This is a genomic window from Micromonospora sp. NPDC048930, from assembly GCF_043197935.1.
Lineage (GTDB): Bacteria > Actinomycetota > Actinomycetes > Mycobacteriales > Micromonosporaceae > Micromonospora.
On record NZ_JBICUB010000014.1, the window covers coordinates 82067 to 95870 of the forward strand.

Consider the following 13804-nt stretch of genomic DNA (forward strand, 5'->3'; position numbering starts at 1 on the left):
CGGCCCGCGAGCACCCCGGCAGCCCGTTTTCGCCACCGGAGGCGCCGTCCGACGGTCAGCGTTTTCGGAGGTCGAGGAGTTCGTCGAGGTACAGCGCGGTGGTGATGAGGGCGAGGTGGCTGAACGCCTGGGGAAAGTTGCCGATCTGTTCGCCGGTGAGGGCGATCTCCTCGGCGTAGAGGCGCAGGTTGCTGCTGAACGTGAACATCTTCTCGAAGGTGAGGCGGGCGTCGTCGAGTCGGCCGGCGCCGGCGAGGGCGGCCACGTACCAGAAGGTGCACATGTTGAAGGTGCCCTCGTCGCCCGGCAGCCCGTCGGGCGCCGCCGCCGGGTCGTACCGGTGGACCAGGCTGTCGGAGACGAGGTCCTCCTCGATGGCCTCCAGGGTCGACCGCCACAGCGGATCGGTGGGGGTGACGAAGCCGACCGCCGGCATGATGAGCAGCGCCGCGTCGAGAACGGGCTCGCCGTAGCTCTGCACGAAGGAGCGGCGGCCCAGGTGGTAGCCGCGCTCCATGATCTGGTTGTAGATCATGTCGCGTTGCTCGACCCAGCGGTTGACGTCCCCCGGCCTGCCGTGGCGGCGGGCGAGGCGGATCGCCCGGTCGAAGGCGACCCAGGACATCAGCCGCCCGTAGGTGTAGTTGCGGGGATGGTGTCGGCTCTCCCAGATGCCCGCGTCGGGCTGGTCCCAGCTGTGGCAGAGCCAGTCGACCATCCGGACGGTGCTGCGCCAGACCTGGTGCGACGGCCGGATGCCCTGCTCGTCGGCGAGGTGCATGGCGTACAGGGCCTCGCCGTGGATGTCGAGTTGCAGCTGGTCGGCCGCGCCGTTGCCGATCCGGACCGGCCCGGAGCCGCGGTAGCCCTCGAAGTGGTCGAGGGTCTCCTCGTGCAGGTCGGACGAGCCGTCGACGCGGTACATGATCTTCAGGGGAGCGGCGTTGTCGCCGGCCTCCCGGATCCGCTCGTCCAGCCAGTCCACGTACCGGCTGGCCTCGTCGGTGAAGCCGAGGCCGAGCAGGGCGTGCACCGAGAAGGACGTGTCCCGGATCCAGGTGTAGCGGTAGTCCCAGTTGCGGGTGCCCCCGATCTGCTCGGGCAGGGCGGCGGTCGGCGCGGCGATCATGGCGCCGGTCGGGGCGTACGTCATGAGCTTGAGGGTGATCGCGGACCGTTCCACCATCTCCCGCCAGCGCCCGCCGTACGTGGAGCGGTCCAGCCACCGGCGCCAGTATTCGAGGGTGCGCTCGAACATCGCCGCGACCTCCTCGGCCGGGACGATGCGCGGTGGCCGGACGGAGCCGGTCTCGAGGACAACGCCGCCGGTCTCGCCCTCCTGGAGGGTGACCCGGCCGACCAGGTCGTGGCCGTCGTTGTCGACGTCCCGCTCGCGCAGCAGCCGCGGGACCGGGCGGACCGGGTTGAGCGTGAGGCTCGCCGTCGGGCTGCGGAAGACGTAGCCCTCGGGGTGCACCTCCAGGTCGTGACCGTCCCGGCCGTAGTTGAACCGGGGCCGGCACTCCAGCTTGAAGCGCATGCTGCCCCGGATCATGCGGACCATCCGCACCACGCGGTGCTGGTCGGTGGGCCGGTCACCGGCGATCGGCATGTAGTCGATGATCTCCGCGACCCCGTCGGCGCTGATGAAGCGGGTGATCAGGATCGGCGTGTCGGGCTGGTAGAGCTGCTTGGTCACGTACCGGACCTCGTCCGGGGCGATGCGGAAGTAGCCACCCTTCAACCGGTCCAACAGGGCGGCGAAGATGCTGGGTGAGTCGAAGCGCGGCGCGCAGAACCAGTCGATGGAGCCGTCGCAGGTCACCAGGGCGGCCGTCTGGAGGTCACCGATGAGCCCGTGGTCCTCGATGGCGGGGTACTTCTCCACGCCAGCCTCCCCACGTCTCCTGCCCTCGATCGGACGGTAGGCGGAGGCGGTGTCCCGCCGTGCCCCGAACGGCCACGGTCACCCGTCGGGGTGGGTGCGGCTGACCTCGATCGCGTCGGCGGGGACCCGGCGCGGCGCGGGCGGCAGTTCGTCGTCCGACCCCCAACCCACGCGGACCACCAGGTAGGGTTCGCCGACCCCGGCGAGCAGGTCGCGCATCATCCGGCGGGGCCAGGCCAGCTCGACGGCGTCGCTGATCGGCGCGGTGGCCAGCCCCTCGGCGGTCGCGGTGAGCAGCAGCGCCGACAGGGCCTCACCGCCGCGCAGCCAGGCCGCCGGGTCGTCCCGCTCGCCGAAGAGGATCACGTACGCGGCGCCCCGGTCGAAGTTGGCGCCGGCGCTGAGCCCGGCCGCGCCGCCCGGCGCGTAGTCGCGCAGCGGCACCCGGCGGGGCGCGGGCCGCACGGCGGTGGCGGTGGGCACGCCGTCGCCGCTCTCCGGCGGCCGGTTGGTCCACCGGCGCAGTTCCTCCCGGTACGCCGGGTCGGCCAGCTCGGCGTCGGCGGCGCGGGCGGTGGCGACGGCCAGCATCGGCATCTGGTCGAGCCGGACCACGTGCAGGCAGGTGTCCTCGGCCTCGACCGCGGCGCGCAGCCGGGACAGCAGCGCCTCCGGCACCGGCCGGTCGCCGTAGGCGCGGCGGTCGGTGCGGCGGCGGGGGATGGCGTCGACCAGGCGGCCGGCGGTGAGGTCCAGGTCGGCCGGGCCGGTGGTGCGCAGCCGGGCGAGCAGCGCCGGGTCATCCGGGTCGGGGAACCGGTCCACGGCCACGCCCCAGCCGGCGGCGGCCAGCGACACCCGGGCGTGGTGCAGGGCGGCGCCGCAGCTGAGGGCCAGCAGCCGGCCGTCCGGATCGGTCGTGGTGAGCTGCCGGTCCGGGTCGGCCCGCAGGTAGAGCGCCGTTGGGGTGACCCGCCAGCGCCAGGGCTGGGTGTTGAACACCGACGGCGCGTGCAGGGACTGCCGGGCCGCCGCCTCCAGCACCCGTACCGTCGCGGTGTGCTCCGTCCGGGTCGATGGCTGGGTCATGGTGGCGCCTCCTCGTTGCTCGTCCCCCTCCGACCCTGCCGGCCTGACGGGGCGGGGGACAGGGCCGGAGGACCCGGAGCCACGGGGCCGCTGGGCCCGGTGCCCGGGCGGCAAGCCGGGTGCCCGAGCGTTAAGAAGGGGCCCTTTCACCGCGCCAGGCGTTAAGAAGGGGCCCTTCCTTACACCGCCGCCGGCGGGGTCGGGGGGACGGCGAGGGCGAGGGTGAGCGCCAGCACGGTGGCCGGGTCGTGCAGCCGGTCCCCGTACAGTTCGCGCAGCTTGCCCATCCGGTAGCGGACGGTCTGCGGGTGCACGAACAGCTCGGCGGCCACGTCCTCGCGCCGGCCCTGGTGCAGCAGCCAGGAGCGCAGCGTCTCGGCGAGGCGGTGGGCGGTGGCCGGGGGGAGCGAGGCCAGCGGGCGCAGCGCCTGGGCGCGCAGGTCGGCCAGCCCCTCCGGGTCCATGCTGAGCAGCAGTTCGGCCAGGTGCTCCTCGGTGTCGACCGGTGCGGCGTCCGGGCTGCCGAGGCCGAGCGTGAGGGCCCGGGTGGCCCGCTGGTACGACGCGGCGACCCGGTGCCACGGCCGGGCGGGCCCGAGCACCGCCCGGTGGCCGTGCAGCAGCCGGGCGAGCTGCCGGCGCCGGCCGCCGTGCATGTCCGGCACCAGCAGGACGGCCATTTCCTCGGCCGGGTCCATGCCGGGCAGGTCCTCGCCGCTCTCCAGCGTGTGCGGGCCGAGCAGGGCGAGGACCGCGCGGAGGTTCGGCCGGGGCAGCAGCACGACGGTGAGGGTGTGCGGCGGGGGCCAGTCCGCCAGTTCGGCGCCGCGGCGCAGGATCTCCTCCGGCTCCCCGGCGAGCAGTTGCTGGGTGAGGCGTTCCAGGTAGCGCCGCCGGACCCGGCCGGCGCTGGCCAGCTCGTCGGAGTGCCCGGCCACGCTGGCCGCGGAGAGCTCGTCGATGTACGCGAACATCAGCTCGGCGAACTCGGCCACGGTCTCGGCGGCCAGCCCGCTGCGTACGGTGGTGGTGGAGACCTCCCGCCAGGCGACCCGGGCCCCCACCCGGTACGCGGCCAGCAGCGCGTCCATGCTCCGCCCGGAGCGGGCCTCCCCGCTGCCCAGGGCGTACGCGGCCTCCAGGGCGGGGGCCAGCGGGGTGCTCGGGTCGGTGGACTGCGCCCCCTCGATGAGCTGGAGGAACGTGCCAAGCGCGATGCGTACCGCGTTCTCGATCTTCTCCCGCATCGCGCCGGTGAGGGCGCGGGAGTAGTCGGGCACCTCGGCGATGATCGCGCTGACGGTCCGTTCGGCCACCACCGGGAGCCCGTCGCGCAGCAGCGCGGCCACCTGCGCGTCGAGTTCGAGGCGGGCGGCGCGGTGGTTCGTCCCGAACTCGTCCGACATCTGTTGTTCTCCCCGAACAAAAACCTGCGGCTGATTCACCTTTGCCGGTCAAGATGTTATGCGATCACGCGACCACCCTGGTCATATGACCACAACTGTCCCGCGTCGCCCACGGAAGGTCTCCTTCCGGGACCGGCTGCTGCGGCTGGCTGGCACGGTCACCACCCCGCTGCTGCCGCAGGACTACCTCGACCTGGTCGCGCCACTGCGCTCCGGCGTCGCGCTGCGCGGCCGGATCGTCGACGTACGCCCGGAGACCCGGGACGCGGCGACCGTGGTGATCCAGCCCGGGCGCGGCTGGCGCGGCCACGTCCCCGGCCAGTACGTGCGCCTCGGCGTGGACGTCAACGGGGTGCGGCAGTGGCGGGCGTACTCGCTCACCTCGGCGCCGGGCAGCGCGGACGGCCGGATCAGCATCACGGTCAAGGCGATCCCGGACGGCAAGGTCAGCAACCATCTGGTCCGCCGGATCCGGCCCGGCACGATCGTCCAGCTCGACCAGGCGCAGGGCGACTTCACGCTGCCGGCGGCGACCCCGGAGCGGGTCCTCTTCCTCACCGCCGGCAGCGGCATCACCCCGGTCATGGGGATGCTCCGCGCCGGCCTGGCGGAGCGGGCCGACGTGGTGCTGGTGCACTCCGCGCCCACCCGCGACGACGTGATCTTCGGCGCCGAGCTGCGGCAGCTCGCCGCGGCGGGCGCGCTGCGGCTGGTCGAGCGGCACACCGAGACCGACGGGCTGCTCGGCGTGCACGAGCTGGACGACCTGGTGCCCGACCACGCCGACCGGGAGACCTGGGCGTGCGGGCCGGTCGGCCTGCTCGACGCGGTGGAGGAGCACTGGGCGTCCCGGAGCGTGTCGGACCGGCTGCACACCGAGCGGTTCCGGCCCACTGTCGTCACGCCGGGCGAGGGCGGCACGGTGACCTTCACCGGCGCCGGGGTTTCCGTCGAGGCAGACGGGGCAACTCCGATCCTCGACGCCGGCGAGAACGCCGGGGTGCTCATGCCGTCGGGCTGCCGGATGGGGATCTGCTTCGGCTGCGTGGTCCCGCTGCGCCAGGGCGCGGTCCGGGACCTGCGCAACGGGGACCTCACCACCGCCGTCCCCGGCGACGGGGTGCTCATCCAGACCTGCGTGTCGGCTGCCGCCGGTACCTGCGACATCGAACTCTGACGGGAGCCACCGACGTGACCGTGATCCAGAAGAAGGCCGACAACCCGATCGCCCACCTCAGCGCCGCGGACATCGAGATCATCGGCAAGGAGCTGGACGCGATCCGGGACCGGGTGCTCGCCGACCGGGGTGAGCGGGACGCCCGCTACATCCGCAAGGTGATCAAGACCCAGCGGACGCTGGAGATCAGCAGCCGGGTGGTGCTGCTCTTCTCGCTGTTCCCGCCGGCCTGGATCGTCGGCACGGCCGGCCTCGCGGTCGCCAAGATCCTGGACAACATGGAGATCGGCCACAACGTCCTGCACGGCCAGTGGGACTGGATGCGCGACCCGAAGATCCACTCCACCACCTGGGACTGGGACCACGTCTCCCCGGCCGACCAGTGGAAGCACTCGCACAACGAGCTGCACCACCGGTACACCAACGTGGTCGGCAAGGACAACGACCTCGGGTACGGCATCATGCGGGTCGACGAGGACCAGCCGTGGAAGCCGGCGTACCTCGGTCAGCCGCTGTACAACCTGATCAACGCCTGCTTCTTCGAGTACGGCATCGCCGCGTACGACCTGGAGCTGGGGGAGAGCCTGCGCGACGGCCGGCACAAGACCCCGGAGTTCCGGGCCCGGCTCCGGGCGGTCGGCCGCAAGATCCGCCGCCAGGTGCTCAAGGACTACGTGGTGCACCCGCTGCTGTCCGGGCCGTCCTTCCTCACCACCCTCGCCGCCACCTTCACCGCGAACCTGATCCGCAACGTGTGGAGCCACTCGGTGATCATGTGCGGGCACTTCCCCAGCGGGGTGGAGACCTTCGAGAAGACCTCCATCGAGGGCGAGACCAAGGGCGAGTGGTACCTGCGGCAGATGCTCGGCTCGGCCAACATCAGCGGCAGCCGGCTGCTGCACATCATGACCGGCAACCTGTCGTACCAGATCGAGCACCACCTCTTCCCCGACCTGCCCAGCAACCGCTACCAGGAGATCGCCCCGCAGGTCCGGGCGCTGTTCGACCGGTACGGGCTGAAGTACACCACCGGCCCGCTGCCCAAGCAGGTCGCCTCGGCCTGGTGGAAGGTGCTCCGGCTGTCGCTGCCGAACCGGCGGAGCAAGGAGCCCCAGCCCCTCGCCCCGGCACCCCTGGTCTCCACCACCACGGCCTGACCGCGGCGGCCGTCGCTCGGGTGCCTCAGCGGCTGTGCCGGGGCACCGCGCCCCGGCTCGCGTGGGCGGACGGCGAGGACGTCGCGACCGGCGCGCAGTCGCCACACTTCTCGTACGCCGTCCAGCTGTTCCCACCCGGGCCGACGTAGAAGAAGAGGAGCCGGACCGGCCCGTCCTGGCGCAGGGCGGTGAGCTCGAACGACCCCTTGCCGGTCCGCGTGCCGGCCAGCTCCTCGACCGTGAGCGCCACCCGGGAACTCGGCCCGTCCGGGTTCCCGAACGGCGCCCGCACCGCCCAGGTGCCCGCGCCGGTGACGTTCGCGTCCCGCTCGAGGCCGACGGGCAGGAACTCGTCGAACACGTCGTAGGGCAGCCACTCCGCGGTGAAGCCGCCCTGGTCGTCGAAGGTGATGACGCGCTGCGGGCCGCTGCGCCAGGTGCCGACCACGTCCGCCGGTCGCAGGTCGACCGGGTCGCCGTAGTCGGCCAGCACCTCGCCGAGGGAGCAGCCGGCGGCGACGACAGCGGCCAGGAGCAGCGCGATCATGCGGCGCACGGGTGCCCCGGGCCTGCGGATCGGCATCCACCGATCATGGCAGAGCGGCCCCGATCCCGTTGTCCCTGCCCGCATCACCGGCCGTGTCCGCCGCCTCTTCTGTGGATCTTGGGCAGTTTCCGCTCGTCCTGAACGGAAACTGCCCAAGATCGCGGTCAGAGCGATGCGGTCACGGGTTGACGAAGTTGCGTACCTGGCCGTAGATGGTGGCGTCGTTCTGCAGGTTGGTGTGGAGGACGCAGGCGGTCTGGGTGTTGGTGGCGCCGGACAGGATCGTGCTGTCCACCGGGTTGATCACGCCGTCGCAGGGCGAGCGCCAGGTGCCGTAGACGAAGGCGCCCGGCGTCTCGCCCCCGGCGTTGAGGGTGGCGAGGAAGGTCGAGCCGATCCGCATCTCCACGCAAGCGGTGCTGGAGCAGGTGTTCGCCGAGCTGGTGCCGTGGTTCGGGCCGCCGAGGGAGACCCAGCGGTCCACCTTGCCGCTGCTGGCCAGGTTCTTCAGGTAGTAGCGCGAGGAGAGCGCGCCCATCGAGTGGGTGATGATGTCCACCTCGGTCGCGCCGGTGGCGGCGAGCAGCTTGTCGACCTCCTGGCTGACCTGCTGGGCGGTGGTCGCGTTGGACTGGCTGGTGTTGTACGAGAAGGCTCGCAGGTGGCTCGACGGCCAGCCGTCGGCCTGGAAGCGGCTGATCATCGTGTTCCAGGTGGAGGCGCTGCTGTTCCAGCCGTGCACGAACAGGATGGGGTTGCTGGAGGGGGTGAAGACGGCTGCCCGGGCGGGGGAGGGGAGCCCGACCAGGGTCGCCGCGGCGACCGTGAGGGCGAGCAGCCATCTCGACATCAGCGGTTTCACGGGGGTGGTTCCTTCCGGGGGTGACGGGCGGCGACGCCGCCGGTCGAGGCGGGGTCGCCCACGGGCCGCCCACGTGCCTGTGCGGCACCTCGGAGGGGGTACGGCACGGGTTCGGGGGTGGCCCGCGCCGCCCGAGGTGCCGGAATGTTACCGGCCGGTTGCCTTCGCATGTCAATACGTCGATGCAGTCACCCGCCGTTCATGCGCCGTTGCGCGAATGTGGGCTATCGCAAGATCGACTGGGTCGGGAATGATAGACGCATCCCTATGCGGTCCGGGCTCGTCCCGGACCGTCCATCCCGCCCGGGCGAACACCCCCGACGCCCGGGCGTCCCGCCAGGAGGCACCATGCGTCGAAATCTGCCGGCCGGCCTCGCGGTCGGCGTCCTCGCGGCGACACTCGTCGCCGCGCCGGCCGCGGCGGCGTCCCCCGACGTCGTCGTCAGCGAGATCTACGGCGGCGGTGGCAACACCGGCGCCACCTACCGGAACGACTTCGTCGAGCTCTACAACCGCTCCGCCACCAGCGTCAGCCTCACCGGCTGGAGCATCCAGTACGCCTCGGCCGCCGGCAGCAGCTGGTCGGTCACCGCCCTCTCCGGCTCTATCGCGGCCGGCGGGTACTACCTGGTCAAGCTCGCCTCCGGCGGCGCCACCGGGACCGCGCTGCCCACCGCCGACGCCACCGGCACCACCAACCTCTCCGCCACCTCCGGCAAGGTCGCGCTGCGGACCACCACCACCGCGCTGACCTGCTCCACCGGCTGCGCGTTCGCCTCCGGCAACCGGGACTTCGTCGGCTACGGTTCCTCGGCCAGCGACGCCGAGGGCACCCGTGCCCCAGGCGGCAGCAACACGTCCTCGGTGGCCCGGACCAACCCGGCCACCGACACCGACAACAACGCGGCCGACTTCGCCGCCGGCACGCCCACCCCGGCCAACTCGGCCAGCGGCGGGGGCGGCGGCGGCACCTGCCCGACCGGCACCCGGATCCGCGACATCCAGGGCGCCGGACACCTCGCCGCGCTCACCGGCACCCGCACCACCCGGGGCATCGTCACCGCGAAGTCCACCGCCGGCTTCTGGCTCCAGGACCCCTGCCCGGACACCTCCGACGCCACCTCCGAGGGGCTCTACGTCTCCACCTCCGGCGCGCCCACCGTCAACGTCGGCGACGACGTGTCGGTGACCGGCAGCGTCAGCGAGGTACGCCCCGGCGGCGCGACCACCAACCTGACCGTGACCACCATGGCGTACGCCAGCAAGAGCACCCTCGGCACCGGCCAGGCGCTGCCCGCGGCGACCGTGGTCGGCGCCGGCGGCCGGGTCCCGCCCGGCGCGGTGATCGAGGACGACGCCACCGGCAACGTGGAGACCTCCGGCACCTTCGACCCGGCCACCGACGGCCTCGACTTCTGGGAGTCCCTGGAAGGCATGCGGGTGCAGATCGCCTCCGCCGCCGTGGTCGGCCCGACCAACCAGTACGGCGAGTTCCCCGTCGTGCCGGGCGGCTCCGGCGTACGCAGCGCCCGGGGCGGCATCGTCACCCAGGCCGGCGACTTCAACCCGGAGCGGGTGATGGTCGGCGACACCCTCGCCGCCGCCCCCACCGTCACCGTCGGCGACACCTTCGGCGCGGCCCTGACCGGCGTGCTCAGCTACGACTTCGGCGACTACTTCCTGCTGCCCTCGTCGTTCCCGGCCGTCGTGTCGGGCGGGCTGGCCGCCGAGACCACCACCGCCGCCGGGACCGGCCAGCTCGCGGTCGCCACGTTCAACGTGGAGAACCTCGACCCGACCGACCCGCAGAGCAAGTTCGACGCCCTCGCCGGCCAGATCGTCACCAACCTCCGCTCACCCGACCTGGTGGCCCTCGAAGAGGTCCAGGACAACAACGGGGCCACCGACAACGGCGTGGTCGCCTGCGACCAGACCATGAGCAAGCTCATCGCGGCGATCAGCGCCAAGGGCGGCCCGGCGTACGCGTACCGGCAGATCAACCCGACCAACGACGCGGACGGCGGCGAGCCGGGCGGCAACATCCGGCAGGTCTTCCTGTTCCGCACCGACCGGGGGCTGACGTTCACCGACCGGCCGGGCGGCACCGCCACCGCCGCCACCACGGTGACCAACGCCGGCGGGGTGCCGCAGCTGTCGTACTCGCCGGGGCGGGTGCAGCCGGCCGACGCCGCGTTCAACGCCAGCCGCAAGCCCCTGGCGGGTGAGTTCCGCTGGAACAACCGGCCGCTGTTCGTGATCGCCAACCACTTCAACTCCAAGGGCGGCGACCAGCCGCTGATGGGCCGCTACCAGCCGCCGGCCGCGTCGTCGGAGACCCAGCGCCATCAGCAGGCCACCATCGTCAACTCGTTCGTCGACTCGATCCGGGCCGTCGACCCGAACGCGGCGATCGTCGTGCTCGGCGACATCAACGACTACGACTTCAGCCAGACGGCGAACCTGCTGGTCGGCTCCGGCGAGCTGGTCGACCTGCCCCGGACGCTGCCGGTGGCCGAGCGCTACACCTACGTGTACGAGGGCAACTCGCAGGTCCTCGACCACATCCTGCTGTCGGCGTGGCTGGCCACCCAGCCGTACGCCTACGACGTGGTGCACGTCAACAGCGAGTTCCCCACCCAGGTCTCCGACCACGAGCCGCAGGTGGTCCGGTTGACCTTCTGACCGGTCCCGGCGCCGCCCGGTGCGGAAAAGCACTGGGCGGCGCCGCCCGGCCCGCGCTACCGTCGGGGCATGCAGATCAGGCGCTACACCGTCGCGGCCGCGCGAGCTTCCCGCTCGCCGGTTGCCGCCGCCTGACGAATCCCACCTCGCCGGCGACCGGAAACGGTCCGCCGGCGTTTTCGTGTCACGCCACCGCCCGCAGCGGCGGACCCTTTCCGGTCGCACCGACCCGGAAAGGCCCACGCCATGACACCCGACGAGATCGTCCGCACCTTCCTCGACCACTACCACCGGCTCGACCATCGGGACGCGCCGGAGAGCTCGCTGGTCCCGCCGCCCGGCGACCCGGTGCTGTTCACCACCTCCGGCATGCACCCGCTCACCCCGTACCTGCTGGGCCGCCCGCACCCCGGCGGACGGCGCCTGGTCGACGTGGCGCTGCCTGCGCACCACCGACCTGGACGAGGTCGGCGACCGTACCCACCTGACCGTCTTCGACATGCTCGGCTCGTGGTCGCTCGGCGACTACGACATCGCGACCAGCCTCCGCTGGGGCCACCAGCTGCTCACCGAGGGCTTCGGCATCGACCGCGGCCGGCTGCACGCCACCGTCTTCGGCGGCGACGAGCAGGTCGGCCCGGACGAGACCGCCTGGACGACCTGGACCGGGCTGGGCGTACCGGTGGAGGCGAACGGCGTGGAGAACTGGTGGTCCAACGGCCCCACCGGCCCGTGCGGCCCCGACTCGGAGATCTTCGTGTGGACCGGCGACGGGCCGCCCACCGGCACACCCGGCACCGACGACCGGTGGATGGAGGTCTGGAACCACGTGCAGATGCGCCACCACCGGCACGACGACGGCCGGCTCACCCCGCTGCCGCTGTCCAGCATCGACACCGGCATGGGCCTGGAACGCCTGGAGATGGTGCTGACCGGCGGCCGGGACGTCTACCAGGGCGCGGGCCTGCGCCCGTGGGTCGAGGCGGTCCGCGACCGGTGGCCGCTCGGCGAGAGCGACCTGCGGATCGTCGTCGACCACCTGCGCTCCGCGGTGGTGGTGCTCGGCGACGGGGTACGCCCCGGCAACACCGGCCGGGAGTACGTGCTGCGCCGGCTGGTCCGGCGGGCGCTCACCGTGCTGTGGCGGGACGACCCGACGCGCAGCCTGGGCGAGCTGCCCGACGACCCGTTCCGCGACGCCGGGCGGCGGTTCCGGCAGGACCCCGACGTCCCGCGGCTGCGCGCGGTGCTCGCCGACGAGGAGCGGCGCTTCCGGGGGCTGCTGCGCCGGGGCCGCCCGCTGGTCGACCGGGTCCGCGCGCGCGGACCGCTGACCGAGCGCGACTACCACTGGCTGCACGACACCCACGGGCTGCCCCGCGACCTGGTCGACGGCCTGCTGGCCGAGGCGAGCTGACCGGTGCCGCCCGGCCGGCGCCGACCGGCGCCGCCGGGCGATGCGGTGGCAGCGGCGGTGGTCCGGTGCCAGACTCGGCAGCGGGGACCGCCGCAGCGAGGGACGGGAACGCATGGGGTACGAGGTCAGGCCGGACGAGGAGACATCGACCCTGCTCGGCGCCCGGGTCACCGTCGTGGACGCTGCTGCGCTGCTCGCCGCCGCCCAGGACGGGCCGGTCGAACTGCTGGCCAGCACCGGCTTCCCGGCTCCGGTCCGGGAGGTCCGCTGCACGCTGCGCGCCGACGGCGGAATGCACCGCTTCGAGGCGTACCTGCGGGTCGACGGTCCCGGCCCGGCCGTCGGGCTGCTCGCCCTCGGCCTGGCCGGCCCGGTCGGGCTGCTGCTCGCCCAGCGGCTCGCCGCGCGTACCGGGGAAGGGCTGGCCGCCGGCGTCGGCCGGATGGCGGCCGAGGCCGGCCGCCGGCTCGGGCTGCGCCCCGCCGGCACCGCGCTCGCCGAACCGCCCCGCGACCAGGCCGGCCAGGACATGCTGCGGCAGGCCGAGGAGCTGGGGCTGCGCCCCCAGGTCAGCCAGGACGACGCCGGGCTGACCGTCCGCGCCGCCGTGCCCAGCGCCGAGATCACCCCGGCCCACCTGCGGGCCATGGCCGGGGTGGTGCTCCAGGCCGTCCGCGAGCTGGCCGGAGACAGCCCGGAGCTGACCGTGCTGCGCGGCCGGTCGTACACCGTGGGCCGGCGGGTGGCCCCCGCGGCGCCGGCCCGCAGCGCGACGGTGACCCTCGACCAGGTCGGCGGCCTGGCCGACGTGGTCGCCCGGTTCCGCGAGGTCGCGGTGTCGTTCCGGCACCCGCAGGTGATGGCCCGCTGGGGCGCGCGCCGGCCGCAGGGCATCCTCCTGTACGGCCCGCCGGGCACCGGCAAGACCATGCTGGCCCGGGCCCTGGCCAACGAGATCGGCGCCGACTTCGTGGAGATCCGCACCCCGGAGATCCTCGACAAGTACCTCGGCGGCTCCGAACGCAACATCAAGCGGATCTTCCGAGAGGCGCGCGGCTACCGGCGGCCCACCGTCATGCTCTTCGACGAGTTCGACAGCATCATCAGCTACGCCGGGGCCGGCGGGGACGCCGCCAGCCAGGCGGTCAACGCGGTGGCCGGCATCTTCAAGCAGGAGATGAACACCCTCTTCGAGGAGAACCCGGACGTCATCGTGGTGGCCACCACCAACTTCCCGCAGCGGGTGGACGCCTCGCTGATCCGCTCCGGCCGCTTCGACCTCAAGATCGCCGTGCCGGCGCCGGACGAGACCGGCCGTGCCGAGATCATCACCAAGATGATCCGCGAGCTGATCGACCGGCACGAGCAGCCCGGCTTCCGGATGTTCGCCGCCGACGTCGACCCGGTCGGGTTGGCCGCGGAGACCCCCGGCCTCACCGGGGCCGACCTGCGCGAGGTGCTGCGGCGGGTGCAACTCGCCAAGGCGATGCGGGAGGCCACGGAAGGTGCGCCGGCGGCCCCGATCAGCCAGGATGACCTCCGGGAGGCCGTCGCCGGGCTGCGCCGCGGCTGACGACGG

Annotated in this window: 10 protein-coding genes; 5 read left to right on the forward strand and 5 right to left on the reverse strand. The window is 73.1% G+C overall.

Annotated features, from left to right (window positions below):
• Positions 1-55 precede the first annotated feature (55 nt).
• The 3 genes from ACGFI9_RS29235 to ACGFI9_RS29245 form a co-directional block, all read right to left on the reverse strand.
• Positions 56-1888, reverse strand: coding sequence for a glycoside hydrolase family 15 protein (locus ACGFI9_RS29235; protein ID WP_393182957.1), 1833 nt, complete (start codon positions 1886-1888; stop codon positions 56-58).
• 78 nt (positions 1889-1966) lie between these two features.
• A complete protein-coding gene (locus tag ACGFI9_RS29240; RefSeq protein WP_393182959.1) occupies positions 1967-2977 on the reverse strand; it encodes an Acg family FMN-binding oxidoreductase in 1011 nt (336 codons plus the stop codon).
• A 179-nt stretch (positions 2978-3156) separates the two neighbouring features.
• Positions 3157-4383, reverse strand: a complete 1227-nt coding sequence (locus ACGFI9_RS29245; RefSeq protein ID WP_393182961.1) for a PucR family transcriptional regulator — start codon at positions 4381-4383, stop codon at positions 3157-3159.
• An 85-nt stretch (positions 4384-4468) separates the two neighbouring features.
• Between ACGFI9_RS29245 and ACGFI9_RS29250 the strand changes: the two genes are divergently transcribed.
• Positions 4469-5560 (forward strand): ferredoxin reductase, encoded by a 1092-nt coding sequence (locus ACGFI9_RS29250; protein ID WP_393182963.1) that lies wholly within the window; start codon positions 4469-4471, stop codon positions 5558-5560.
• Between the two features lie 14 nt (positions 5561-5574).
• Complete coding sequence (locus ACGFI9_RS29255) at positions 5575-6717, forward strand: fatty acid desaturase family protein (protein ID WP_393182965.1); 1143 nt, start codon at positions 5575-5577, stop codon at positions 6715-6717.
• A 25-nt stretch (positions 6718-6742) separates the two neighbouring features.
• Here the strand turns inward: ACGFI9_RS29255 and ACGFI9_RS29260 are convergent, their stop codons facing one another.
• Both ACGFI9_RS29260 and ACGFI9_RS29265 read right to left on the reverse strand, forming a co-directional pair.
• Positions 6743-7300 (reverse strand): hypothetical protein, encoded by a 558-nt coding sequence (locus ACGFI9_RS29260; RefSeq protein ID WP_393182967.1) that lies wholly within the window; start codon positions 7298-7300, stop codon positions 6743-6745.
• A 142-nt stretch (positions 7301-7442) separates the two neighbouring features.
• Complete coding sequence (locus ACGFI9_RS29265) at positions 7443-8126, reverse strand: esterase/lipase family protein (RefSeq protein ID WP_393182968.1); 684 nt, start codon at positions 8124-8126, stop codon at positions 7443-7445.
• Positions 8127-8474: 348 nt separating this feature from the next.
• Between ACGFI9_RS29265 and ACGFI9_RS29270 the strand changes: the two genes are divergently transcribed.
• The 3 genes from ACGFI9_RS29270 (at position 8475) to ACGFI9_RS29280 (ending at position 13798) form a co-directional block, all read left to right on the forward strand.
• Entirely contained in the window at positions 8475-10808 is a 2334-nt protein-coding gene (locus ACGFI9_RS29270; protein WP_393182970.1) for a lamin tail domain-containing protein, read from the forward strand.
• A gap of 457 nt (positions 10809-11265) precedes the next feature.
• Entirely contained in the window at positions 11266-12225 is a 960-nt protein-coding gene (locus tag ACGFI9_RS29275; RefSeq protein ID WP_393183106.1) for an alanine--tRNA ligase-related protein, read from the forward strand.
• A gap of 112 nt (positions 12226-12337) precedes the next feature.
• Positions 12338-13798, forward strand: coding sequence for an ATP-binding protein (locus tag ACGFI9_RS29280; RefSeq protein ID WP_393182972.1), 1461 nt, complete (start codon positions 12338-12340; stop codon positions 13796-13798).
• Positions 13799-13804: the final 6 nt, after the last annotated feature.